We start from the raw sequence: 24,424 nt of genomic DNA on the forward strand, positions 1-24,424 counted from the left end.
GCTCGGTACTCGCTACCGAGCCGGGCGCGGCGCCGCCGGCCAACCCCGCCCCCGGCCCCGGCGTGCCGTTCCAGGTCCCGGCCGAGCTGACCATCGAGGCCTCCCGCTGGCACCAGGGGCGAATGCTGGTGGCCTTCGAGGGCGTCCTGGAGCGCGACGTCGCCGAGGCGCTGCGCGGCACCCTGCTCTGGGTGGACAGCGCCGACGTCGCCCCGCCGGAGGACCCGGAGGAGTTCCACGACCACCAGCTCGTCGGGCTGGCCGCGGTCACCCCGGCCGGCGAGCACCTCGGCGAGGTGGTCAAGATCGACCACGCGCCCGCGTCCGACCTGCTGGTGCTGCGTCGCCCCGAGGGGCGCACCGCGCTGATCCCGTTCGTCAGGGCGATCGTGCCCGAGGTCGACCTCGCCGGCGGTCGCGTCGTCGTCGACCCGCCCAGCGGCCTGCTCGACCTCTAGGCCACCTGGAGCACCTGCGCATGCGCGTCGACGTCGTGTCGATCTTCCCCGAGTACCTCGCCCCGCTCGACCTGTCGCTGATCGGCAGGGCCCGGGCCGCCGGGACGCTGCGGTTGGCCGTACACGACCTGCGGAGCTGGACCCACGACGTGCACCGCACCGTCGACGACACGCCCTACGGCGGCGGGCCCGGCATGGTGATGCGGCCCGGGCCGTGGGGCGAGGCGCTCGACGCCCTCGTCCCGGCCGAGCTGACCCCGGACGGCGTGACCCTGCCCCGGCTGCTGGTGCCGTCGCCGGCCGGGCAGCCGTTCACCCAGGCCATGGCGCACGAGCTGGCCGCCGAGTCGCACCTGATCTTCGCCTGCGGCCGGTACGAGGGCATCGACCAGCGGGTGCTCGACCACGCCGCGACCCGGATGCGGGTGACCGAGGTCTCCCTCGGTGACTACGTGCTCTTCGGCGGCGAGGTGGCGGTGCTGGTGATCCTGGAGGCCGTGGCCCGGCTGCTGCCCGGGGTGCTGGGCAACGCCGGCTCACTGGACGAGGAGTCGCACGCCCACGGGCTGCTGGAGGCGCCGATGTACACCAAGCCGGCGAGCTGGCGGGGGCACGAGGTGCCGGAGGTGCTGCGCTCCGGCGACCACGGCCGGATCGCCCGCTGGCGGCGCGAGGAGGCGCTGACGCGTACCGCCGCCCGCCGGCCCGACCTGCTCGCCGCGCTCGACCCGGAGAGCCTGGACAAGCGGGACCGGGCGGCCCTGGACCGGGCCGGATTTCCGCTGCCGGCGGGGGATGTGGCAAAGTAGGGAGGTTGCCGTGACCGCCCGCGCCGCGGGTGGCTGCGAGGATCCTCGACCGGGGCCGCCCGCGGTCGCCACCCGGGGATCAGAATCACCCATTCGCGCACCGACTGACGGTGCGCCGTGAGCCTCACGAGGACGCAGCGATGAACATCCTGGACGCCCTTGACGCCCAGTCGAAGCGGGTCGACATCCCCCAGTTCCGCGCCGGTGACACCGTCAAGGTGCACGCGCGGGTCGTCGAGGGCAGCCGGTCCCGGGTCCAGATCTTCCAGGGCGTCGTCATCCGCCGCCAGGGTGACGGCCTGCGCGAGACCTTCTCGGTCCGCAAGATGAGCTTCGGCGTCGGTGTCGAGCGGACCTACCCGGTGAACAGCCCGGCGATCGACCGGATCGAGATCGTGACCCGCGGTGCCGTGCGTCGCGCCAAGCTCTACTACCTGCGCGAGCTGCGGGGCAAGAAGGCCAAGATCAAGGAGCGTCGCGAGAAGCAGCCGAGCTGACCTTCCGCTCGCCACGCCGCCTGAGCTGCACGGATGTCGTACGGGCCAGCCCCGGTTACGCTGGTCGTACGGGCGCAGGCGGGCATCGATGCGTCGCGGCGTGAGCCGTGGTCGCGGATCGTCCCACTACCGCCCGTGGGGCCTCGACGAGGCTCCCGGGCGGTAGTGGCGTTCCTGCGAACCGGGGAGTGGCATGGTGCGGACGCTTGACGAGGGCGAGGCGGTCGATCCGTGGCGCCGGCGGGACCGGCGCGCCCGCCGGCAGATGCCGCTGTGGCAGGAGCTGCCGCTGCTGCTGATCGTCGCCTTCTGCCTGGCGGTGCTGATCCGCACCTTCCTGCTCCAGGCGTTCTTCATCCCCTCCGGCTCCATGGAGGACACGCTGCTCATCCAGGACCGGGTGCTGGTCAACAAGGTCGTCTACGACGTCCGGGACCCGCAGCGCGGCGAGGTGGTGGTCTTCCGGGGCACCGACAAGTGGGTCGCCCAGGAGGTCCAGGACCCCGAGCCCGGGATCGCCGGCAAGTTCGGCCGCACCATCGGCGACCTGGTCGGGTTGAGCCGCCCCGGCGAGAAGGACTTCATCAAGCGGGTGATCGGCCTGCCGGGCGACCGGGTGCGCTGCTGCGACGCGCAGGGCCGGGTCACCGTCAACGGCGTCCCGCTCGACGAGCCGTACGTGGTCCGGGACTCCCCGCTGGACCTGCCGCCCAACCCCGCCGAGTGCCGGTCGCGGCGCTTCGACGAGGTGGTCGTCCCGCCCGGCCAGATCTTCGTGATGGGCGACCACCGGCTCGTCTCCCAGGACGCCCGCTGCCAGGGCCCGGTGCCGATCGACAACGTCGTCGGCCGGGCGTTCGCGGTCGTCTGGCCGTCCTCGCGGTGGTCGTCGCTGCCGGTGCCGCAGACCTTCGCCACGGTCACCGGGCCCGCCCCGGCGGCCGGGCAACCCCTGGCCCCGGTGCGGCCCACCGGCACGGGCGGTGTGCTGCTGCTCGTCCCGGTCTCGGCCGCGCTGTCCGTTCTCGCGCGTTCCGGTCGGCCGGCCCGCTCCCGGCGACGTAGGCTCCTCCCGTGATTGACGAGCAGACCGACAAGAAGAGCGGCTCCTTCTGGAAGGAGCTGCCCATCCTCCTGGGCGTGGCGATCCTGGTCGCGGTGCTGGTGCGGGCCTTTGTGCTCCAGACCTTCTACATCCCGTCGCCGTCCATGGAGAACACCCTCCAGATCAACGATCGGGTGCTGGTCAACAAACTGGTATACGACTTTCGCTCGCCGCACCGGGGCGAGGTGGTGGTGTTCAAGGCGCCCACCGAGTGGAGCGGGAACCCCGACGGCGAGGACTTCATCAAGCGGGTGATCGGCGTCGGCGGTGACCACGTGGTCTGCTGCGACCCGCAGGAGCGGCTGGTGGTCAACGGCCAGCCGATCGACGAGCCGTACATCTACTCCGCCAACGGCCAGCCGGACAAGGCGGCCGACCAGGAGTTCGACATCACCGTGCCGCAGGGGCGGCTCTGGGTGATGGGCGACCATCGCTCGGCCTCCGGCGACTCGCTGGAGCACTGGCAGCAGTCGGGTCAGAACATCGACAGCGCGACCATCCCCGAAGACCAGGTGGTCGGGCGGGCGTTCACCGTCTTCTGGCCGGTCGACCGGGCCACGTGGCTCACCGTGCCGAAGCCGTTCGACGACGTCCCGAACCCCTGATCCGTCCGTGTGACCCCAGCAGCCCCCGGGTGGGCGTGGGCGTCGGGGGCCGCGTCTGGCAGGCTGGGACGGTGACGGTCTACACCCCCCGGCGCGCGGCGCGCGTGCTGCTCGTCGACGCCGCCGGCCGGGTGCTGCTCCTCGCCGGGCACGACCCGGCGCGGCCCGACCACCGATACTGGTTGACCCCTGGCGGCGGGCTGGAGCCGGGGGAGTCCCCGGCGGCCGGCGCCGCCCGGGAGCTGGCCGAGGAGACGGGCCTGCGGCTGACCCCGGCGGAGCTGGGCGAGCCCGTGTCGCAGGAGCGGGTCCGGTTCCCGTTCGGCGGCGTCCACTACGAGCAGGAGCAGCAGTTCTTCCTGGTCCGGGTGGCCGGGTGGGAGGTGGACACGGCGGGCTTCGACGCCGTCGAGCGGGCCAGCATCACCGGGCACCGCTGGTGGCCGCTCGACGAGTTGGCCGCCACCGCCGAGCGCTACTACCCGGCCGACCTGCCAGCGCTGCTGCGCCGGCTGCTCGCCGCGCCCCCCGAGGCGTCCAGCCCGCAGGTCCAGGCCGCCGACCCCGCCGGGTCCGGGTCGGCCGTCGCTCCCGCCGGGTCCGTCGAGGTCGGGTCCGCCGCCGGGGGCGCGCCGTGCTGACCCCGCCGCGCACCGTGGTGCGCCGCGAGGCCGGGCTGTACGCGCTGGAGCGCGCCCTGCAGCGCCGGGGCTTCCGGCACGTGGCCGGTGCCGACGAGGCCGGTCGGGGCGCCTGCGCCGGCCCGCTCGTCGCCGCGGCGGCGGTGCTGCCCGAGGGGCGGCGCGGCGAGATCGACGGGTTGGCCGACTCCAAGCTGCTCACCCCGGCCAGCCGGGAACGCGTCTACGACCAGGTCGTTTCCCGCGCCCTCGCGTACGCGGTGGTGGTGATCCCGGCCGACGAGGTCGACGCCCGGGGCCTGCACGTGTGCAACCTCGCCGCGATGCGCCGGGCGCTCGCCTCGCTGGCCATCCGCCCCGACTACGTGCTGACCGACGGCTTCGGCGTCGACGGCCTCGACGTGCCGGGGCTGGCGGTGTGGAAGGGCGACCGGGTGGCGGCCTGCGTCGCGGCGGCCAGCGTGCTCGCCAAGGTCACCCGGGACCGGATCATGGTCGAGTTGGACGCGTCCTTCCCCAGCTACGGCTTCGCCGAACACAAGGGCTACATCACCGCGGAGCACACGGCGGCCCTGCGGGAGCACGGCCCGTGCGGGGAGCATCGATTCTCGTACGTCAACGTGGCCGCCGTCTCCGGCCTGGACGGGCGGCCACCCAGATCCCGCCGACCGGTGGGCGCGAGGCCGGTCGAGCCGATGGAGCGCTTCGGCGCGTCAAAGGGTACCGTCGGCGTGGCGTTGGGCGAGCAGCCCCGACCTCCCGCGCCGGTGGGGGAGAATGTGGTCATGGAAGGCGGAGTGCGATGAGCGCGGAAGATCTCGAAAAGTACGAGACCGAAATGGAGCTCCAGCTCTACCGGGAATACCGCGACATCGTCCGCCAGTTCTCGTACGTGGTGGAGACGGAGCGCCGCTTCTACCTGGCCAACCAGGTGGATCTGCACGTGCGCAACTCCGACGGCGAGGTCTACTTCGAGGTGGAGATGCATGACGCCTGGGTGTGGGACATGTATCGTCCGGCCCGGTTCGTCAAGAACGTCCGGGTGATGACATTCAAGGATGTCAACGTCGAAGAGCTGGAGAAGCCCGACATCTCCCTGCCGGCCGACTCCGGCTTCGGCGGCTGACGGCCCCCACCGCCCTGCACCGACCCAGGACCCGCTGCACCGTGTTGTTGGCGAAGCCACCCCGGTTCCCCGGCTGCTCGACCGGCTGGCTCCGCCCGGACTCGTCGGTCGTCCGGGCGCCCAGCACGTGCCGCGCCCCGGCCGCGCCACCCCACTCGAAGCGCCACCGCCGTCGCCGCCACGCCCGCCGGCCGGCGGGTCCAGCATCGCCGGTGCCCACGTCGCCACCCCGCCGTCGGTGGTCACCTCCACCGACACCACCGGGGCGGGCCCCGACCAGGCCGCCCGTCCACCGTCCACGGCGACCCGGTGCGTCCCCCGTGGTCGACGCCGAAGCTCGGCCAGGTCGACGACGAGCGGCCGGTCAGCCGCACCGTCCCGGTCAGCCGCACCGTCCCGGTCAGCGCGTGGGTCGTCGGGTCGACGTCCGGAATGTCGTCGTGGATGAGCAGACAGCGCAGGCGGCCGGGGTCACGTCGTAGCACAAAGCCGGCGACGAACCGGGCCGGCACAGGGCGGTCCGGGCCCGCCTGGCATAGCAGATCATCGGGCCGGGCGGGGGTTGTCCACAACTACGCCGGCTGTCCACAGGTGAGCAGTGACCGGTGGCGGACACCCCGGGATTCCGGCACGCTGCCGGGCATGTGGACGAGGCACGTGCCGGGCGACCCCGGCCTGGGCGGGAGCACCGGCACCGGTTCGGGCGGCGGCGAGGGCCGGGTAGGGGATGGGCCGGCCCGGCGGTGGTCGTGGTCGGCCCCGGCGGCGATGGCCTGGACCGTCCTCTGCGTGCTTGTCCTCGCTGCCAGTTCCGGGTCCCCCGCTTCCGGGTCCGGCTCCGGGGCCTCCGCCCAGTCGGGGCGGTCCGCTCTCCGCGCGACGCCTCACCCGGCGGCGATGCCCACCGACGTGGCCAGCGGGTCGACGCCAGCGGTCCGGTTCCGGTGGCCGCTCGACGGGGCGCCGCGGCTGGCCCGCCGCTTCGAACCGCCGCCGCAGCCATGGCTGCCCGGGCACCGAGGCGTCGACCTGATCGCCGCGCCGGGAGCCGTGGTCCGCGCCGCCGGGCCCGGGGTGGTGCTCTTCGCCGGGCAGGTCGCCGGCCGTCCGGTGATCACCGTCGGGCACAGCGCCGGGCTGCGGACCACCTACGAGCCGGTGCTGCCCGGCGTCCGCGCCGGTGACCGGCTGACCGTGGGGGCACCGCTGGGCCGGCTGGGCGTCGGGCACGTGGGCTGTCCGGACCGGGCCTGCCTGCACTGGGGTCTGCGCCGGGGCGAGGAGTACCTGGACCCGATGGCCCTGCTCGGCCTCGGCCCCGTCCGGCTCCTGCCGCACTGACGGCCATCCGCGGCCCGGGCCGCGGATGGCGCCGGGCGCGCCCGCCCTGGCCGGGCCCCATGGCGGCGACATGGCGGTATCCCGGCCACCCGATGCGCCCATGTCGCCGGCATGGTGGGCACCTGGTGCCCGCGCCCGGTGCTCCGTCGAGCGGGTCCGGCCCGGCCGGGTCGCTTGTCAGCCGTCAGCGTTGTGCGAGCAGCGCCGGCAGCCGCGCGGCGAGGCGTTCGTACTCGTGCGGCGCGTTGTAGACCTGGCCGCACAGCCGCAGCCAGCCTCGACCGTCCCAGGACATCACCGCCACCTCGGCCGACAGTTGCTCGGCGATCCGGTTCCGCAGCGCACGGGCGGCGTCGATCGTGGTGGCCAGCCCGGCCGGCAACGGGACGATCCGCATGGCCACCGTCGGCCCGCCGGGCTCCGGCAGGTCGGCCGGTGCCACCCCCAGTGCGTCCCCCAGCACCCGCTGCCCGTACGCGGCCAGCGCGGCGTTGTGCGCGCGTACCCGCTCGACGCCGAGGCTGCGCAGGGTCCAGACGCCGGTCGGGGCGGCGAGCCATGAGGTGTAGTCCAGGGTCGCCTGCCACTCGACGTTGCCCGGGAAACCGGCCGCCTGCTCCCAGGAGACCACCAGCGGCTCCATCCGGTCCCGCCACGGCGGCGCCACCGCCAGCGCGGCGGTGCCTCGCGGGGCGTACCCCCACTTGTGCAGGTTGCCCACCCAGAAGTCCGCGCCGATGCCCGCGACGGGGGTCGCCAGCATGCCCGGCGCGTGGGCGGCGTCGACGAGCACCGGCACCCCGTGCGCGTGCGCCATCCCGACGATCGCGGTGACCGGGAACAGGCGGGCGGTGGCGGAGGTCAGCTGGTCGACGACGAGCAGTTTCGTCCGGCCGGGGCGCAGCCCGGCGCGGAGGATCTCGACGACCTGCTCGTCGGTCGCGGTCAACGGCACCGGCAGGACGCGCCAGGTCGCCCCGGTGCGCCGGCACTCCCGGTCGACGGAGAAGCCGACCGCGCCGTAGCCGTGGTCGGTGGTGAGCACCTCGTCGCCGGGGCGCAGGCCCAGCGATTGGAGCACCACGGCGACGCCGGTGGTGGCGTTGCCGACCAGGGCGGTGCCGTCCGGGGCGGCGCCGAGAAAGGCAGCCAGGTGCCGGCGGGCGTGGGTGATCCGGTCCACCAGGCTCAGCCCGAAGAAGCGCAGCGGGTTCGCCTCCATCTCGTCGCGCAGCCGCTGCTGGACGCGCTGCACGTTGACCGGCACCGCGCCGAACGAGCCGTGGTTGAGATGGCTTACGGCCGGGTCCAGCGAGAAGAGCAGCCGGGCGCCGGAGATGGGTTCGGGCGGCTGCGGCGCGCTCATCTCATGATCGTAGCCGGATACCGATGGGTGGTGGCCCACGACGAGCACCGGCCTGCGGTGGCCCGGTGGCCGGCGCGTCCCCCTCGGTCGACGTGCGGGCCGGCCGGCTCAGGCGCGCGGGTGGGCCTGCCGGTAAGCCGCCCGCAACCGCTCGACCGACACGTGGGTGTAGATCTGCGTGCTGCCCAGCGACGAGTGACCCAGCAGCTCCTGCACCGCCCGCAGGTCCGCGCCGCCCTCCAGCAGGTGGGTGGCGGCCGAGTGGCGCAGGCCGTGCGGGGTCGTCCGGGGCAGGCCGGCGGCCTCGGCGTACCCGGCGACGACCCGTCGCGCCGTCGTCGGGTGCAGCCGCCCGCCCCGCGCCCCGAGCAGCAGTGCATCCCCTGAACCCGGGCCGGCCAGGACGGGCCGCCCGGCCCGCAGCCACTCGTCGAGGGCGCGTTGCGCCGGCACCCCGTACGGCACGGACCGTTCCCGGGAGCCCTTGCCGAGCACCCGGACCACGCGGCGGCCGTGGTCCACGTCGGCGGTGTCCAGGCCACAGGCCTCGCTGATCCGTATGCCGGTGGCGTAGAGCAGTTCGAGCAGGACCCGATCCCGCAGCACCACCCCACGCGCCCTCTCCCCCTCCCTGTCGCTGACGGGGTCGATCGGGGAGATCTTGGAAGAATCGGGCCCCTCCAGGGGCACTTCGCTTCCAATATCTTCGGGGCGGGCCGGGGCCTGCATGAGGGTGGCCGCCTGGTCGGGGCGGAGCACGGCCGGCAGGTCCCGGTGGGCGCGTGGGCTCGCCAGCGGCGCGGCCACGTCGGTGGGGATCAGCCCGCAGCGGTGGGCCCACGCGCTGAAGGCGCGCGCTGCGGCGGCCCGCCGCGCCATCGTGGTGCGGGCCGCTCCGGTCGTGCGCTGTTTCGCCAGCCAACTGCGCACCACGCCCAGGTCGAGGTCGGCCACCTCGGCGCAGCCCAACCGGGCGGCGTGGTCGAGCAGGGAGACCAGGTCGCCGACGTACGCGCGGACGGTGTGCGCCGAGCGGTTGCGCACCCGGGCCAGGTGGTCGGCGAAGTCGTCGACCGCCTGCCGCATCGGCGTCGGCAGGGCCGCGTGCGTCGCCCTGCTGTCGGGACCGGCGCGGCTCACCCGGGGCCGCCCCGTGCGCCCGCCGCCCGCCGCCGTGCCCGTCCGTCGCCTCGCACCGGCTCAGCTTACGAGCGCGCGGCGAGCCGGACCGGTCACCGACGCGGCCGGACCGGCGACCAGTGCGTATCCGTCGTCGCGGCGGCGCACCAGGCCCAGCTCCTCCAGCAGGGAGAGCTTGCGCAGAGCGGTCCGGACGTCCACGCCGGCGCGGGCGGCCAGCCGGTCGACGCCGACCGCCCCTCGGCGGGGCATCGACTCCAGAACCTGCGTCGCCTCGTCGTCGAGCAGATCCCGGGGACGTTGGGGTGCGCGCGCGGGCGGGGCGAGGTCGGCGCCGATCCGGCCGACCTCCTCCAGCACGTGCGCCACGCCGGTGACCAGCCGGGCCGACGGGTGCTCGCGCAGCAACTCGTGGGCACCGACCGACATGGCGGAGGTGACCGGCCCAGGCACCACCATGGCGCGCCGGCCGGCGGCGAGGGCCCGGTTGACGGTCTGCGTCGCCCCGCTGCGGGCCGACGCCTCCACCAGCACCGTGCCCTCGGTCGCCGCCGCGATCACCCGGTTGCGGATGAGGAACCGGGGGCGCAGTGGCTCCGCCCCGGGCAGCCACTCGCTGACCAGCAACCCGGTCTCGCCAATGCGGTCGAACAGCGCGGCGTTGCCCATCGGATACGGCCGGTCGATCCCGCAGGCGAGCACCGCCACCGTCAGCCCGCCGGCGTTGAGCGCGCCCCGGTGCGCCGCCGCGTCGATGCCGAACGCGCCGCCGGAGACCACCGTCCAGTCCCGGTCGGCCAGCCCGTAGCCCAGCTCGGTGGCCACGTGTACCCCGTACGGGGTGGCCGCCCGCGCGCCGACCACCGAAACCGCCCGGTCCAGGGCGTCCCCGAGCGGCCACTCGCCGCGTACCCAGAAGCAGAGTGGGGGTGCCGTCTCGACGTCCACCCGCCGGGTGGCGCCGGGCAGGACCAGCCGGCGCAGGTGCTCGACGGTGGCGGGCCACTCCCCGTCGGCGGGGGTGACGAGCCGGGCACCCAGCCGTTCCGTGCGGGCCAGGGCGTCGGCCGCCACGGCCCGGGCGTCCCCGTCCCGGCAGCGGGCGGCCACGGCGGCGCGCAGCCGATCCTCCGGCGCCCCGCCGCGCAGCAGCAGGTCCAGCGCGCCACCCGCGCCGAGCTCGTCGACCAGCCGGTGCACCGAGCGGGTGCCGGGCTCGGCCAACCAGGTCAACGCCACCCGGGCCAGCCGGTCGTCGTCGCTGCTCACGCTCCGTCCCCCATCCTCAGTTGGATCGCCTCCCGGACGTCGTCGGCGTGCGGGCGGTCCCGTCCGTCGAGGTCGGCGATCGTCCACGCCATCCGGACGACCCGGTCGAAACCGCGTGCCGACAGCGACCCGGAGTCGAGTCGCCCGCGCAGCTCCCGGGTGTCCCGCTCCGGCAGCCGCCACGGCGGCCGGCGCAGCCGGTGGCCGGGCACCTCCGCGTTGACCCGCCAGCCGCTGCCCGCCCAGCGGTCGGTCGCGGCCCGGCGGGCGGACGCCACCCGGGCGGCGACCGTGGCCGACGACTCGCCGGCCCCCGCCTCCATCAGCTCCGCCGCCCGCAGCGGCGGGAGGGTGACCTGCACGTCGATGCGGTCCAGCAGCGGGCCGGAGAGGCGGCCGAGGTAGCGTCGGCGGGCCAGCGGCGCGCACTCGCAGTATGCGTCGCCGGCCGGCTTCGCGCAGGGGCAGGGATTGGCGGCGAGCACCAGCTGCGTCCGGGCCGGATACTCGGTGCCGCCCCGGCTGCGGGCGAGCTGCACCCGGCCGTGCTCCAGCGGCTGGCGCAGGGCCTCCAGGGCCCCCTTGCCGAACTCCGGCGCCTCGTCGAGGAACAGCACCCCACGGTGGGCGAGCGACACGGCGCCGGGGCGGGCCAGCCCGGACCCGCCGCCGACCAGCGAGGCGACCGTGGCGGTGTGGTGCGGGGCCTGGAACGGCGGGCGGCGCAGCAGGCGACCACCGGCCGGCAGCAGCCCGGCGATCGAGTGCATCGCGGTGACCTCCAACGCCGCGTCGTCGTCCAACTCGGGCAGGATCGACGGCAGGCGCTCGGCGAGCATGGTCTTGCCCGCGCCGGGCGGCCCGAACAGCGCTAGGTGGTGCCCGCCGGCGGCGGCCACCTCCAAGGCCCGCCGGCCCAGCGCCTGCCCGGCCACCTCCGACAGGTCAGGCCCGGCCGGCCCGTCCGCCGGGGCGGGGTCGGGCGGCTCGATCAGCGGTGTGCCGTCCCGGACGAATTCGACCATCCGGTGCAGCGTGTCCACGGCGCGGACCCGGACGCCCGGGATGACCGCCGCCTCGGCGGCGTTGTCCACCGGGACGACCACCCGGTGCAGCCCGGCTCGCGCGGCGGCGGCCACCATGGGCAGCACCCCGCGTACCGGCCGGACGGTGCCGTCGAGGCCCAGCTCCCCGAGGATCACCACCCGTTCCAGGGGCAGCAGCGGCAGCTCGCCGGAGCCGCCGAGCAGCGCCACCGCGATCGCCAGGTCGAAGGCCGAACCGAACTTGGGCATCGTGGCCGGCAGCAGGTTGAGGGTGATCCGCCGGTTGGGCCAGCGCTGGCCGGAGTTGACGATCGCGGCGCGGACCCGGTCGCGGGCCTCGTGCAGGGCGGTGTCCGGCAGCCCGGAGATCACCACGGCCGGCAGCCCCGGGGCGAGGTCGGCCTCCACCTCCACCACGTGCCCGGTCACCCCGACCAGGCCGACGCAGAGCACCTTCGCGTAGCTCACGCCCGGCCGCCCATCAGAACGCACCCTTGACATGCTCGACCCGGGCCGCACCGGCGTCGGGCAGCTCGACGGAGAGGACGTCGAAGCGCACCTCGCCGGCCGTGGTGCCGGTCTCGGCGAGCCAACGGGCCGCCAGCCCTCGCAGCCGCCGCGCCTTCGCGGGCACGATCGCCTCGGCCGGCGTCCCGTAGTGGGTGGTGCACCGGGTCTTCACCTCGCAGAAGGCGAGCACGGGGCCGTCCCAGGCGATGATGTCGATCTCGCCGGCGGGGCAGCGCCAGTTGCGGGCGACCGGGCGCAGCCCGGCTCCGATCAGGTGCCGGACGGCGCATCGTTCCCCGTACGCGCCGACGGCCTGGTTCCGCTTCGTCATGCGCCGCACCCTGCCGAACCGTGGCCGCGTCCGCCGGACGCCTGTGGATGACGGGGGCGCTTGTGGACGACCGGACGATCATCCCCCTGGTGTGCTATAGGCACCTGCGGTGGGGCGGTGCCCGTTTCCGCGTACTCCTGCGGTTGTCGCTGGCGGCGCGCCGTCCGTCCGGATGGCGCGGGGGTGCGCCTGTCACATACGGTGCCGATCGTGAACGCACGACGGAGCTTTCCCGAAGATCAGGAGTCGCGTTGGTACCCCGGCGAGCGCGGGTACGGCGAGCCGGACTGGCGTCCGGCGGGCGACGACCGCTATCGAGCGGACGAGTTCCGCGTCCCTGACCAGCGTGGCGACACCGGCGAGCCCCGGTACGACGAGCTGACCGATCCACCCGCGGGCCGGTACGGCGAGACCGGGCGGCACGGCGCGGACGACGCGTTCGGGGCCACCGACCCCGACACGGACAGTTACCGGCCCGCGCGGTCCCGCCGGGCCGACACGGGCTCTTTCGGCGTGTCGGCGGACGAGCTCGCTGCCGAGCGGGAGGCTCGCCGGGCGGCGCGTGGCGTCGACCCGGCGCGGTCCGCCGCCGACGCGGCGCTGCCGGCCGGTCAGCACTCCGTCGCGTTCCCGCTGCCGCCCGCCCAGCGGGCCGTCGAGTTTCCGCTGACCATCGGGCAGCGCCCCACGCCGGTCTCCGCCCCGCCGCACGAGGACCGACCGTCGTCCGCCCTGCCGCACGAGGACCGGCCGCTGCCCGGTTCGTCGCGCGACGGCGCGCTGCTGTCCGGTTCGTCGCGCGAGGCGGGTCCCCGGAACACCCCGCTCGACGCGGACCCGCTCGGCGTCGACCCGGTGGGGCGCGGGCCGGAGCCGTCGCGTCCTGCGCCGCTCGGCGGGTATCCGATCATCGAGCCCGGTCGCCCGGACGAGCCGGCGGACCGGGGCATGGCGGAGAGGGGCGCGGGGGAGTGGGCCCCGGTCGACCGGGGTGCGGGTGCCACCACCGCGGCGGAGCCGACGCGCGCCGCCGATCCGGGCCGCCCGGCCGAGCCACCGCATCCACTGGACCCGCCGCATCCACTGGACCTGCCGACCGGGCCCATGCCCCCGGTGGCTCCCCGTCCGGACCTGCCGTCGCCCGGCCTGGATCCGGCGTACGCCCAGGACGGGTTGCGTCGCCCCGGCCCGGTGCCCTCCGACGGCGTCTACCGCACCCGCCGCCCGGCGCTCGCCGTGCTGATCGCGGTGCTGGTGGCGGTCTTCGAAGTCCCGGCCCTGCGGGTGCTGCGTCACGGCGTGCTCGGTGACCCGCTGTCGGCGGCCGACGTCGTGGTGGGCATCTTCCTGGTCGGCGGGCTGCCGATCTTCGGCATCGGGCTCTACGGGCTGCGTACGGGCGGTCTCGCGCTCGCCGACGGCAGCCGGGGCTGGCTCCGCCCGCCGACGGCGTACCTCACGGTGGGCCTGGTGCTCTTCCTCGCCGCCGCGCTCGCCGCCCGCTGAGCCGCCGCGCTCGCCGCCCGCCGACCGGCGGGCGGGGCAGGGGCGTACACTGGGGCCTTGGCGACCGCCTCGCGCGGTCGACCTCGCGCGCCCTCTCCACGTTCTCGTGGGGCGGCGGCCTCCCTGGTCCCGATCTTTGTCGGGCCCACCACGGCCGGCGACCGGGCGCCAGGACGCCCGGCCGCCGGCCGGGCGGCGCAACCAGGGATCACAAGGAGTACCCCATCATGGCCGTCGTGACCATGCGTCAGCTGCTGGAGAGCGGTGTCCACTTCGGGCACCAGACCCGGCGCTGGAACCCGAAGATGAAGCGCTTCATCTTCACCGAGCGCAACGGTATCTACATCATCGACCTGCGCCAGACCCTCGACTACATCGAGAAGGCGTACGAGTTCGTGCGCAACACGGTGGCCGAGGGCGGCAGCATCCTCTTCGTGGGCACCAAGAAGCAGGCCCAGGAGGCCATCTCCGAGCAGGCGACCCGGGTCGGCCAGCCGTACGTCAACCACCGCTGGCTCGGCGGCATGCTGACCAACTTCCAGACGGTGTACAAGCGGCTCCAGCGGATGAAGGAGCTGGAGGCGCTGGGTGACCTGAGCGGCACCGCCGCCGGTTACACCAAGAAGGAGACCCTCCAGCTCTCCCGCGAGAAGATCAAGCTCACCAAGACCCTCGGTGGTCTGCGGGACATGCAGAAGCTCCCGGCCGCGGTCTGGATCGTCGACACCAAGAAGGAGCACATCGCCGTCGACGAGGCCCGCAAGCTGGGCATCCCGGTGATCGCGGTGCTCGACACCAACTGCGACCCCGACGAGGTCGACTTCCCGATCCCGGGCAACGACGACGCGATCCGCTCGGCCGAGCTGCTGACCCGGGTCGTGGCCGCCGCCGTCGCCGACGGCCTGATCGCCCGCTCCGGCCGTCGCCGGGGCGGCGACGAGAAGCCGGAGCCGGGCCAGGTCGGGGCCGACGAGCCGCTGGCCGAGTGGGAGCGTGAGCTGCTCGAGGAGCCGAAGAAGGCCGACGAGCAGCCGGCGCAGCCCGCCGCCGCCCAGCCGGCCGAGGAGCCGGCGGCCGCCGCCGCGGAGTGATCGCGCCGCCGCGCGCCCGCCGTCCGTTTCCCCGGACGGCGGGGCGCGGTGGTTACGCCGGGCACAGCCGGCCCGGATCCGGGTGACCGGTCCAGACCAACCCCACCCGGCCCCAGACCAACCCACCGAGTCCCAACACCGAAGAGAGAGTCATGTCCAACTTCACCGCCGCGGACGTCAAGAAGCTCCGCGACCTCACCGGCGCCGGCATGATGGACTCCAAGAAGGCGCTGACCGAGGCCGAGGGCGACTTCGACAAGGCCATCGAGATCCTGCGCGTCAAGGGCGCGAAGGACGTCGGCAAGCGGGCCGGCCGCACGGCCGCCAACGGCCTGGTCGCCCACTCCGGCAAGGCGCTGCTGGAGCTCAACTGCGAGACCGACTTCGTCGCCAAGAACGACGCCTTCATCGCGCTGGCCCAGCAGCTCGTCGAGCACGGCGAGGCCAGCGGCGCGACCTCCGCCGAGGAGCTGCTCGCCAGCAGCATCGACGGCAAGCCGGTCGCCGACCTGATCCAGGAGCAGTCCGCCAAGATCGGCGAGAAGCTGGTGCTCAACCGCTTCGCCAAGCTGGACGGCGCCGTCGCGGTCTACCTGCACCGCAAGAGCCAGGACCTGCCGCCGGCGGTCGGCGTGCTGGTGGAGTACGCCGGCAGGACCGACGAGGCCGGGGACGCCGACGCCCGCGCTGTCGCCATGCAGATCGCGGCGATGCGGCCGAAGTACCTCACCCGTGACGAGGTGCCGGCCGACGTCGTCGAGTCCGAGCGGCGCATCGCCGAGCAGACCGCCCGCGAGGAGAACAAGCCCGCGGCGGCGCTGCCGAAGATCGTCGATGGCCGGGTCAACGCCTTCTTCAAGGACTACGTCCTGATCGAGCAGGCGTCGGTCGCCGACAACAAGAAGACCGTGAAGCAGGTGCTGGCCGAGGCCGGCATCGAGGTGACCCGCTTCCTGCGGTTCGAGGTCGGCCAGGCCTGAGCCGCCGGTCGGGCGCGTGATGCGCGTCCGGGGGCAGGGAACATCGACGAGGAGGCCGCTGGTGTACGTGACAGGCACCGCGGCCTCCTCGTCACATGCCTGGCCCGCGCGGCCGACGGGGCGGCGTAGGGTCAGCGACGGCAGGTACGCGGTAACCGGCGCACGTGGGGTGCGACCGGGGAAGGGCGGGGCGGATGACGCAGGTTGTGAGTGACCGGAGCCTGGCGGCGGATGATCCGACCGCCCCACCTCCCGGCCGGGCCCGCCGGGTGGTGCTGAAGCTCTCCGGCGAGGTCTTCGGCGGCGGCGCGATCGGCGTCGACCCCGACGTCGTCCAGGCCATCGCGCGGCAGATCGCCACCGTGGTCCGCCGCGGCGTGCAGGTCTCCGTGGTGGTCGGCGGCGGCAACTTCTTCCGCGGCGCGGAGCTGCAGAAGCGGGGCATGGACCGCGCCCGCGCCGACTACATGGGCATGCTGGGCACCGTGATGAACTGCCTGGCCCTCCAGGACTTCCTGGAGAAGGAGGGCATCGAGACCCGGGTGCAGAGCGCCATCACGATGGCCCAGGTCGCCGAGCCGTACATCCCGCTGCGCGCGATCCGACACCTGGAGAAGGGCCGGGTGGTGATCTTCGGCGCCGGCGCGGGCATGCCCTACTTCTCCACCGACACGGTGGCCGCCCAGCGGGCGCTGGAGATCCGGGCCGACGTGGTGCTGATGAGCAAGAACGGCGTGGACGGCGTCTACACCGCCGACCCCCGGATCGACCCGACCGCCAGCAAGCTCGACTCGATCACCTTCTCCGAGGTGCTCCGCCGCAACCTGCGGGTCGCCGACGCCGCCGCGTTCAGCCTCTGCATGGAGAACGGCCTGCCGATGCTGGTCTTCGGCGCGCAGGGCGACGACACGATCATCCGTGCGGTGGGTGGCGACAAGATCGGCACCCTGATCACCGCCTGAGTGGCCGCGGCCCGCGCGAGGCGGCCTCGCGACACCACAGCACAGCCCACGACGAGCACAAAGAAGGAGGCGAGGAGACCGGTGATCGACGACACCCTCCTCGAGGCCGAGGAGAAGATGGAGCGGGCCATCGAGCACGCCAAGGAGGAGTTCGGCGCCATCCGCACCGGTCGCGCCAACGCCGCCATGTTCTCCAAGGTCATCATCGACTACTACGGCACTCCCACGCCGCTGCCCCAGATGGCGTCCATCGGGGTCCCCGAGCCGCGCATGGTCATCATCAAGCCGTACGACAACTCGCAGATCGGCGCCATGGAGCGGGCGATCCGCGACTCAGACCTCAGCGTCAACCCGAACAACGAGGGCAACCAGCTGCGCATCCTGCTCCCGCAGATGACCGAGGAGCGCCGCCGCGAGATGATCAAGGTGGCCCGGCACAAGGGCGAGGAGGCCAAGGTGGCGGTGCGTAACATCCGCCGCAGGGGCAAGGAGGAGCTGGACCGGCTCGTCAAGGACGGCGAGGTCGGCGAGGACGAGGGGCGCCGCGCCGAGAAGGACCTCGACGACCTGACCCAGAAGTTCGTGGCCACCGTCGACGAACTGGTCAAGCACAAGGAGAGCGAGCTGCTCGAGGTCTGAGCCGCGATCGGCCCCGGGCCGGCGCGCGTGACCTGCCGTGGCACCGGTGTGCCGCCGTCGTCGGGCGGCGGCGCCGGTGCCGCTGTCGTCACGGGCCGAATCGCCTTCCGTTGTCACGGGCCGAAATCGGGCGAACCCGGGGCGCACTGCTGGCGGCGGCACGAAGGGCTCGTCCATCATGCCGGGGCGACCCGTGCAGTAGGCTCGGCACGATTCCGGCCACCACGCGGTGAACGGGCGGGATCGGCCGGCCGTCGGTCCGGTCAATCGGACGGAACAGTCGTCGTAGGGGATGGTCTTGGTCGTACGTCATGTGGTGAACCCCGTACCGCGTCCGCTCGGTGCGTGATGTCCCACCTCGACCCCTACCGCAGCCCCGAGCCCCGCAGCTGGGACCGGCCGGACGCCCCGGCCGCGCTGCCCTGGCCCGACCGTGATCTCGAGCCGGGGCAGTGGGCCCGCAGCGCCACCACCGACGCGTACGCCCCCGCCCCGCCCGGCGGCCGGTCCGAGACGCGCCGCCCGGCTGGCCGGCCGGAGCCGTTCGACGCGGACGCCACCGACCCGTACGGCGCCCGCCCGGTGCCCGACGAGCCGTTGCGGCCGGGTGACCCCGTCGACCCACCGGGCTGGCGCGGCACCTCCGGACCGGGCGGCCAGTTCTCCGCCCAGCGCCCCGACGGGCCCTTTCCCGGCCGCCCGCCGGGCGGGCCGGCCTACCTGCCCGAGGCGCCGGCCGGCGGTGCTGCCGAGCCGGAGCCGCCCCAGGGTCGTCGCGGGCCCGGCCGGCGGCGGGCCAGCGCGGAGCGTCCGCCCACCCAGCAGGCGGTGCCCGGCCGCGCCGGCCGCAACCTGCCGGCGGCGATCGGGGTCGGTGTCGGCCTCGGCGCGGCCGTCCTGCTGCCGCTCTTCTTCTACCTGCCCGCCTTCCTCTTCGTGCTGGCCGCCGCGATGGCGATCGGCACCTGGGAGATGGCCCGGGCGGTCCGCCGCAGCGGGGCGCACCCGCCGCTGGTCCCGCTGATCACCGGCGGCGTGCTCACGGTCGGCCTGGCCTGGTTCGCCGGCCCCGACGCGCTCTGCCTCGGCCTGCTGGTCACCGTGCTCGGCACGATGATCTGGCGGCTGGGCGACGGGCCGGGTGACTACCAGCGTGACCTGACGGCGGCCACCCTCATCGCGGTGTACGTGCCGTTCCTCGGCGGGTTCGCGGCGATGCTCGCCGCCGCGCCCGGCGACGGGCACCTGCGCGTGCTGGTCACCCTGGTCGCGGTGGTGCTCTCCGACACCGGCGGGTACGCCGCGGGGGCCAACTTCGGCAAGCACCCGATGGCCCCCTCGATCAGCCCGAAGAAGTCCTGGGAAGGCTTCGCCGGCTCGGTCACCGCGGCGGCGGCGGGCAGCGCCCTGCTGATCTGGCTGCTGTTCGACGTGGCGCCCTGGTGGGGCGCCCTGTTCGGCGTGGCCGTGTCCTGCGCGGCGGTCCTCGGCGACCTGGCCGAGTCCATGATCAAGCGGGATCTCGGCGTGAAGGACATGAGCAGCCTGCTGCCCGGGCACGGCGGCCTGATGGACCGCCTCGACTCGATCCTGTTCGCGGTGCCCACCGCGTACCTGTTGCTGGCGGTCTTCGTCCCGGTGGTGGGTTGAGGCATGAATCACGCCGGTCAGCCCGTTCCGGCCGCGCGGTCGGGTCCGATTCGGCACCTCCGGCCAGGTGCGTCGAGCGAACGGCGTGGGAGACTGGACGGGTCATGACGAGCCTTCCGCTGATCCCTGTCACCTCGGACGCCCCCGCCGCACGCCGCGCGGCCATGCCGCCCCGTCACCTCGCCGACCTCGACCTGCCCGCCCGGCAGGCGCTGGTCACCGAGCTGGGCGAGCCGGCGTTCCGCGCGAAGCAGATGTCCACCCACTACTTCGGCCGCCTGGTCCGCGACCCCGCCTCGATGACCGACCTGCCGGCGGCGACCCGGGACAGGCTGGCCGGGGAGCTGCTGCCCACTCTGCTCACCCCGGTCCGCGAGCTCGCCTGCGACGACGGTGCCACCCGCAAGGCGCTCTGGCGGCTGCACGACGGCTCGCTGGTGGAGAGCGTGCTGATGGGATATCCGGATCGCATCACCGTCTGCATCTCCAGCCAGGCGGGCTGCGGCATGGCCTGCCCGTTCTGCGCCACCGGCCAGGCCGGGCTGACCCGCAACCTGTCGACGGCCGAGATCGTCGACCAGGCCGTCTACCTGGCGGGCGTGGCCGCCTCCGGCGCGGTCGCCGGCTCGCCGCCCCGGCTGTCCCACGTGGTGTTCATGGGCATGGGCGAGCCGTTGGCCAACTACTCGCGGGTTGTCGCGGCGATCCGCCGGCTGGTCGCCCCCGCACCCGAGGGGCTCGGCCTGTCCCAGCGGCACATCACCGTCTCCACGGTCGGCCTGGTCCCGGCGATCCGGCGCCTGGCCAGCGAAGACCTGTCGGTGACCCTTGCGCTGTCCCTGCACGCGCCCGATGATGAGCTGCGCGACGAACTCGTGCCGGTCAACCAGCGGTGGAAGGTCGCCGAGGTGCTGGACACGGCGTGGGACTACGCGACCCGGACGGGGCGTCGGGTGTCGATCGAATACGCGATGATCAAGAACGTGAACGACCAGCCGTGGCGGGCCGACCTCCTCGGTCAGCTGCTGGCCGGCAGGTTGGCCCACGTCAACCTCATCCCGCTCAACCCGACCCCGGGCAGCCGGTGGGACGCGAGCCCGAAGCCCGTCGAGCGGGAGTTCGTCCGGCGTCTGCGCGCCGCCGGGGTGTCGACGACGGTGCGGGACACCCGGGGGCGCGAGATCGACGGCGCGTGCGGGCAGCTCGCCGCAGCCGGGGACAGGGACACCGAGACGCCGCAGGAGGCGACGGCGTGACGGGGCGTACCGAACGAGACCAGGAGACATAGTGGCGAGTCAGGGTCAGCGTTTCCGGCGCAAGGCGCTCCGCCGGGGATACAAGGTCGACGAGGTGGACGCCTTCCTGGACCGGGTCGAGGCGACGCTCGACGGCCGGCCCGTTGGCGCACCCGTGGCCTCCCAGGAGGTCCACGACGTAGTCTTCCGGGTCCGCTTCAACGGCTACGACGAGTGGCAGGTCGACCTGCACCTCGACCGCGTCGAGCGGCAACTGGCCGAGCTGGAGGAGCGCGGCGGCTCGCCCGGCCGCGGCGCCGACCCCCGGCTGTCCGACCGGATGGGCCCGCCGGACCGGATGGGCCCGCCGGACCGGATGGGCCCGCCCGACCGGCTCGGCCCGCCGATGCGCGATGACCGGGGGCCTGTGCCGATGCGTGACGATCGGGGGCCCGCGCCGATGCCGCCCCGGCCGATGCCGGCGCAGGCGGGCCCGCCCGGCGACCGCTACGGCCGGTACGACGAGCCGACTGGCGGCTTCTCCGGCGGATACGACGAGCCGACCGGTGGCTTTTCCGGCGGGTACGATGCCCCGCGCGGCCCGGCCGGCCCGATGGGTCCGGGCGGCCCGATGGGCCCGGGTATGGGGCACGGCGGCCCGCCGCCCCGGGGCCTGCCCCCGGGTGGCCCGGGCGGCTACGGCCCCGACGAGCAGCGCTTCGACGGCTTCGAGGCCGGCCGGCACGGGCGGGCCGACATGACCGCCGAGATCCGGATGCCCGAGCGGGACCTTCGTGAGCTGCGCGGCCGTGGCCCGGCTGGGCCACCGCCGATGCCGCCGCAGCCGATCGGGGGCCCGCCGCCGATGGCCGGTCCGCCGGCCGGCGGACCCCCGGTGGGCGGTCCCCCCGTCGGTGGTCCTCCGGCTGGCGGCCCGCCGATGGCCGGTCCGCCCGGCAGCGACCTCCATCGGGTGGACCAGATCCGCCGCAGCTTCCAGGTGCGCCGGTTCGGCAGCGGGTACGACCCGGACCAGGTCGACCGGCTCTTCGAGGGCATCCTCGGCGGCATGGCCGGCCGGGGCCCGATGCCGGTCAACCCGAAGGATCTGGACACCCTGCGCTTCGGCCTGGTGCCGGGCGGCTACTTCGAGGCCGAGGTCGACGCCGCACTCAAGGACGTCCAGGACATCCTCTTCGGCCGCTGACCTGGCCCGGTGGGCGCGGGAGGCCCGGCCCCCGCGCCGCCGCATGGTGCGTACACGACGAAGGGCCCGCCCCGACGGGGGGCGGGCCCTTCGCGCGTTGTCGGTCCGGCTGGGGTCAGGAGCGCAGGCCGTTGCGGCGCAGCACCGCATCGCCGACGACGACGGCCAGCAGCAGCACGGCCAGGCCGACCAGCCAGATGTCCTCGACCCTGCCCTCGTGGTTGCCGCACAGCATGGCCAGCAGCGCCAGCGCGGAGACCACCGCGCCGATCCGCCCGGCCTTGCGGTGCCCGGGCTTGTGCTGATCTGGCGACGTCACCGGCTCGCTTCCTGCCACTGTCGGTCCTTCCCTCGCGATCGGATCTCCGGTTAGTCTGGCACGCCCCGTGGCTGACCTCGTGCGGTGGGGGTTTCCCGCAGCCCCGGCAGGCCGGAGGACCCGGGCCGGAGGGCACTAGCGGCGTCGCGGGCCGGCGACCAGACTGCCTCCGGTAGCGTCGGGACGTACACCTTGATTGTCTTTTTGAGGGGGACTGCGGTGCGAGTGACCGGTACGGGACATGCCAGCATGCGGATCGACACGGCCGCGGGCAGCATCCTGTGCGACCCGTGGGTCAATCCCGCCTACTTCGCCTCGTGGTTCCCGTTCCCCGACAACTCCCAGCTCGACTGGGAGACCCTCGGCGACGTCGACTACCTCTACGTGTCGCACCTGCACCGGGACCACTTCGACGCCGCGCACCTGCGTGACTTCGTATCCAAGGACGCCACCGTCCTGCTGCCCGAGTTCCCCACCTCCGAGATGGAGGACGAGCTGCGGGCGCTCGGTTTCACCCAGTTCCTGCGGGTCCCGAACGAGCAGGTCGTGGAGCTCGACGGCGGCCTGCGGATCATGATCCAGGCGCTGACCAGCCCGACCGACGGGCCGATCGGCGACTCCTCCCTCTGGGTGGAGCACGACGGGGTCCGGCTGCTCAACCAGAACGACGCCCGCCCGACCGACCTGAGCGTCTTCACCGAGCTGGGCCACGTGCACGCGCACCTGCTCCAGTTCTCCGGGGCGATCTGGTATCCGATGGTCTACGAGCTGCCGCAGTCGGCGAAGACCGCGTTCGGCAAGCAGAAGCGGGAGCGGCAGTTCGACCGCACCTGGCGCTACATCGCCGACCTGAAGGCCGACCACGTCTTCCCGATCGCCGGCCCGCCGTGCTTCCTCGACGACGACCTGTGGCAGTTCAACGACATCCACGGCGACGAGGGCAACATCTTCCCCGACCAGTCGGTCTTCCTCGCCGAGTACGCGAAGGTCGGCGGCACCAACGGCATCGTGCTGCTGCCCGGCAGCGTCGCCGAGGTGACCGCCTCGGGCGCGACCACCACCCACCCGCAGCCGGTGGAGGAGTTCTTCGCGAACAAGGTGGCCCATCTGGAGGACATGCGGGAGCGCAAGCGCGGCGTCATCGAGGCGGAGAAGGCGTCCTGGCGGCACCCCGAGGTCGACGTGCTGGCCGGGATGAAGCGCCGCATCGAGCCGCTGCTGGAGGAGTCGATCTACCTGGCCAAGGGCGTCGGCGGCCCGGTCCGCTTCGACCTGGTCGGGACTGACGACTCGGGCGGCGAGACCGTCGAGTCGATCGTGGTGGACTTCCCGGGCAAGGAGGTGCGGCCGTACGCGGACGAGAAGGTCCGCTACCGCTTCCGCACCGAACGGGCCCTCGTCGAGCACCTGCTGCACATCGGCGAGGTGGACTGGGTCAACTCGCTCTTCCTGTCCTGCCGGTTCTCGGCGGCCCGGATCGGCCAGTACAACGAGTTCGTGTACGCCTTCTTCAAGTGCCTGTCCACCGAGCGCCTCCAGTACGCGGAGGGCTGGTACGACGAGCACGGGCGCAGCAGCGACGCCGAGGACATCACCCTCGGCGACTGGGTGGTGCAGCGCCGCTGCCCGCACCTCAAGGCGGACCTCACCCGGTTCGGCATCGTCGAGGGCGACCAGCTCACCTGCCAGCTGCACGGCTGGAAGTTCGACCTGCCCAGCGGGCGCTGCCTGACCAGCGTCGGCCACAAGGTCCGGGCGCACCGCGCGGACGCGCCCACCCCGACACCCTGACCTGACGTTCCGCCCCGTTCCGCCCCGCCCAGGGGCGACCATGGAGTCGTGACGGGCGGGGCGGAGTCGTGACGGGCGGGGCGGACGAGACGGCGGCCTACCGGTACGGGCGGCGCAGCGAGATGGCCCGCGACGCCTCCCGGGTGGAGGCGTTCAGCGACGCCGTGATCGCCATCGTGCTGACTCTGATGGCGGTCGAGCTGCTCCAGCTCGCCCCGCAGCACCCCGCCGGGCCGGGCCTGGCGGGCGCGCTGTTCCACGAGTGGCCGTCCTACCTGGCGTACGTGATCACCTTCGCGATCGTCGGCCAGGTCTGGCTCACCCACCACAACATGTGGCGGTACGTGGTCCGCGTCGACCAGCTGCTGCTGGTGCTGAACCTGCTCCTGCTGCTCTTCGTCGCGGCCATCCCGTTCGCCGCGAACCTGCTCTCGGACAACCTGCGGGGCCCGGTCGGCGACCAGCGGCTCACCGCCGCCCTCTACGTCGGCACGGTGCTCGGCGAGGCGCTCTTCTTCAACCTGAGCTGGTGGTGGGCGCGCCGGCGCAACCTGCTCCACCCGGACCTGGACCCCCGGCTGGCCCGGGCGGTGGCCCGCCGGTTCCTGCTCGGGCCGCTGCTCTACCTGGTCGCCTTCGCGGTGGTCTTCGTCGACCCGGTGCTCAGCCTGGTCGCCTACCTCCTGCTCATCGGCCTCTATCTGGTCCGCGGCCCCGGCGACCTGCCCCCGTCCGGCGGCAGCGCGCCGGCTGGGCGGTGAGTGCCCTGCCGGGCGGGGTGAGAAGGGAACCCCTCTCTA

At 74.0% G+C, this 24,424-nt stretch carries 25 protein-coding genes and 1 pseudogene; 19 read left to right on the forward strand and 7 right to left on the reverse strand.

Annotated elements, in window-relative coordinates; translation table 11 throughout:
• The 8 genes and pseudogenes from rimM to ACFT41_RS26565 form a co-directional block, all read left to right on the forward strand.
• Positions 1-458: ribosome maturation factor RimM (gene rimM / locus ACFT41_RS26530; RefSeq protein WP_377614019.1), on the forward strand; the 458-nt coding region annotated here is incomplete at its 5' end.
• Between the two features lie 20 nt (positions 459-478).
• Positions 479-1,267: a tRNA (guanosine(37)-N1)-methyltransferase TrmD gene (gene trmD, locus ACFT41_RS26535; RefSeq protein WP_377584174.1), complete on the forward strand. Its 789-nt coding sequence runs from the start codon at positions 479-481 to the stop codon at positions 1,265-1,267.
• 140 nt (positions 1,268-1,407) lie between these two features.
• Positions 1,408-1,764 carry a 50S ribosomal protein L19 gene (gene rplS, locus ACFT41_RS26540; protein WP_043962345.1) on the forward strand — a complete coding sequence of 119 codons (357 nt, stop codon included), beginning with the start codon at positions 1,408-1,410 and terminating at the stop codon, positions 1,762-1,764.
• Positions 1,765-1,957: 193 nt separating this feature from the next.
• Positions 1,958-2,829 (forward strand): annotated as a pseudogene (lepB, locus tag ACFT41_RS26545) (signal peptidase I).
• A gap of 9 nt (positions 2,830-2,838) precedes the next feature.
• A complete protein-coding gene (gene lepB / locus ACFT41_RS26550) occupies positions 2,839-3,474 on the forward strand; it encodes a signal peptidase I (RefSeq protein ID WP_377584177.1) in 636 nt (211 codons plus the stop codon).
• Positions 3,475-3,545: 71 nt separating this feature from the next.
• A complete protein-coding gene (locus tag ACFT41_RS26555; protein ID WP_377584179.1) occupies positions 3,546-4,115 on the forward strand; it encodes an NUDIX hydrolase in 570 nt (189 codons plus the stop codon).
• Entirely contained in the window at positions 4,109-4,921 is an 813-nt protein-coding gene (locus ACFT41_RS26560) for a ribonuclease HII (protein WP_377584182.1), read from the forward strand. Before ACFT41_RS26555 ends, ACFT41_RS26560 begins: the two co-directional genes overlap by 7 nt.
• The gene (locus tag ACFT41_RS26565; protein WP_007075222.1) at positions 4,918-5,241 is read left to right on the forward strand and encodes a DUF2469 domain-containing protein; all 324 of its coding nucleotides are present in this window, start codon (positions 4,918-4,920) and stop codon (positions 5,239-5,241) included. The genes ACFT41_RS26560 and ACFT41_RS26565 overlap by 4 nt, the downstream gene beginning before the upstream one ends.
• A gap of 242 nt (positions 5,242-5,483) precedes the next feature.
• On the opposite strand, the gene ACFT41_RS26570 is transcribed toward ACFT41_RS26565, so the two are convergent.
• The gene (locus tag ACFT41_RS26570) at positions 5,484-5,753 is read right to left on the reverse strand and encodes a hypothetical protein (protein WP_377584185.1); all 270 of its coding nucleotides are present in this window, start codon (positions 5,751-5,753) and stop codon (positions 5,484-5,486) included.
• 256 nt (positions 5,754-6,009) lie between these two features.
• On the opposite strand from ACFT41_RS26570, the gene ACFT41_RS26575 reads away from it, so the two are divergent.
• Complete coding sequence (locus ACFT41_RS26575) at positions 6,010-6,582, forward strand: murein hydrolase activator EnvC family protein (RefSeq protein ID WP_377584242.1); 573 nt, start codon at positions 6,010-6,012, stop codon at positions 6,580-6,582.
• 184 nt (positions 6,583-6,766) lie between these two features.
• Here the strand turns inward: ACFT41_RS26575 and ACFT41_RS26580 are convergent, their stop codons facing one another.
• The 5 genes from ACFT41_RS26580 to ACFT41_RS26600 form a co-directional block, all read right to left on the reverse strand.
• Positions 6,767-7,948 carry an aminotransferase class V-fold PLP-dependent enzyme gene (locus ACFT41_RS26580; protein WP_377584187.1) on the reverse strand — a complete coding sequence of 394 codons (1,182 nt, stop codon included), beginning with the start codon at positions 7,946-7,948 and terminating at the stop codon, positions 6,767-6,769.
• A gap of 108 nt (positions 7,949-8,056) precedes the next feature.
• A complete protein-coding gene (locus ACFT41_RS26585; protein WP_377584244.1) occupies positions 8,057-9,034 on the reverse strand; it encodes a tyrosine recombinase XerC in 978 nt (325 codons plus the stop codon).
• Positions 9,035-9,148: 114 nt separating this feature from the next.
• Positions 9,149-10,357, reverse strand: coding sequence for a DNA-processing protein DprA (locus tag ACFT41_RS26590; RefSeq protein ID WP_377584189.1), 1,209 nt, complete (start codon positions 10,355-10,357; stop codon positions 9,149-9,151).
• On the reverse strand, positions 10,354-11,871 hold the full coding sequence (locus ACFT41_RS26595) for a YifB family Mg chelatase-like AAA ATPase (RefSeq protein ID WP_377584246.1): 1,518 nt from the start codon (positions 11,869-11,871) through the stop codon (positions 10,354-10,356). The genes ACFT41_RS26590 and ACFT41_RS26595 overlap by 4 nt, the downstream gene beginning before the upstream one ends.
• A gap of 13 nt (positions 11,872-11,884) precedes the next feature.
• Positions 11,885-12,244, reverse strand: a complete 360-nt coding sequence (locus ACFT41_RS26600; RefSeq protein ID WP_377584192.1) for a YraN family protein — start codon at positions 12,242-12,244, stop codon at positions 11,885-11,887.
• A gap of 210 nt (positions 12,245-12,454) precedes the next feature.
• On the opposite strand from ACFT41_RS26600, the gene ACFT41_RS26605 reads away from it, so the two are divergent.
• The 8 genes from ACFT41_RS26605 to ACFT41_RS26640 all read left to right on the forward strand — a co-directional run bounded on the left by ACFT41_RS26605 (position 12,455) and on the right by ACFT41_RS26640 (position 21,514).
• The gene (locus ACFT41_RS26605) at positions 12,455-13,750 is read left to right on the forward strand and encodes a hypothetical protein (RefSeq protein WP_377584194.1); all 1,296 of its coding nucleotides are present in this window, start codon (positions 12,455-12,457) and stop codon (positions 13,748-13,750) included.
• Between the two features lie 227 nt (positions 13,751-13,977).
• Complete coding sequence (gene rpsB, locus ACFT41_RS26610; protein WP_377584197.1) at positions 13,978-14,841, forward strand: 30S ribosomal protein S2; 864 nt, start codon at positions 13,978-13,980, stop codon at positions 14,839-14,841.
• Between the two features lie 152 nt (positions 14,842-14,993).
• Complete coding sequence (gene tsf / locus ACFT41_RS26615; protein WP_377584199.1) at positions 14,994-15,821, forward strand: translation elongation factor Ts; 828 nt, start codon at positions 14,994-14,996, stop codon at positions 15,819-15,821.
• 194 nt (positions 15,822-16,015) lie between these two features.
• Entirely contained in the window at positions 16,016-16,783 is a 768-nt protein-coding gene (gene pyrH / locus ACFT41_RS26620; RefSeq protein WP_043962358.1) for a UMP kinase, read from the forward strand.
• Between the two features lie 81 nt (positions 16,784-16,864).
• Positions 16,865-17,422 (forward strand): ribosome recycling factor, encoded by a 558-nt coding sequence (gene frr / locus ACFT41_RS26625; RefSeq protein ID WP_377584202.1) that lies wholly within the window; start codon positions 16,865-16,867, stop codon positions 17,420-17,422.
• Between the two features lie 348 nt (positions 17,423-17,770).
• Positions 17,771-19,072, forward strand: a complete 1,302-nt coding sequence (locus ACFT41_RS26630; protein ID WP_377584249.1) for a phosphatidate cytidylyltransferase — start codon at positions 17,771-17,773, stop codon at positions 19,070-19,072.
• A gap of 104 nt (positions 19,073-19,176) precedes the next feature.
• Positions 19,177-20,328, forward strand: a complete 1,152-nt coding sequence (gene rlmN / locus ACFT41_RS26635) for a 23S rRNA (adenine(2503)-C(2))-methyltransferase RlmN (RefSeq protein WP_377584205.1) — start codon at positions 19,177-19,179, stop codon at positions 20,326-20,328.
• Positions 20,329-20,359: 31 nt separating this feature from the next.
• Positions 20,360-21,514 carry a DivIVA domain-containing protein gene (locus ACFT41_RS26640; RefSeq protein ID WP_377584207.1) on the forward strand — a complete coding sequence of 385 codons (1,155 nt, stop codon included), beginning with the start codon at positions 20,360-20,362 and terminating at the stop codon, positions 21,512-21,514.
• A gap of 115 nt (positions 21,515-21,629) precedes the next feature.
• On the opposite strand, the gene ACFT41_RS26645 is transcribed toward ACFT41_RS26640, so the two are convergent.
• Complete coding sequence (locus ACFT41_RS26645) at positions 21,630-21,851, reverse strand: DUF2631 domain-containing protein (protein ID WP_377584210.1); 222 nt, start codon at positions 21,849-21,851, stop codon at positions 21,630-21,632.
• Between the two features lie 201 nt (positions 21,852-22,052).
• On the opposite strand from ACFT41_RS26645, the gene ACFT41_RS26650 reads away from it, so the two are divergent.
• The gene (locus ACFT41_RS26650) at positions 22,053-23,624 is read left to right on the forward strand and encodes a Rieske 2Fe-2S domain-containing protein (RefSeq protein ID WP_377584212.1); all 1,572 of its coding nucleotides are present in this window, start codon (positions 22,053-22,055) and stop codon (positions 23,622-23,624) included.
• Between the two features lie 122 nt (positions 23,625-23,746).
• Positions 23,747-24,385, forward strand: a complete 639-nt coding sequence (locus ACFT41_RS26655) for a TMEM175 family protein (protein WP_377584251.1) — start codon at positions 23,747-23,749, stop codon at positions 24,383-24,385.
• Positions 24,386-24,424 lie beyond the last annotated feature (39 nt).

Origin of the sequence: Micromonospora sp. NPDC057141 (assembly GCF_042670805.1) — a bacterium.
Taxonomy (GTDB): Bacteria; Actinomycetota; Actinomycetes; order Mycobacteriales; family Micromonosporaceae; genus Micromonospora.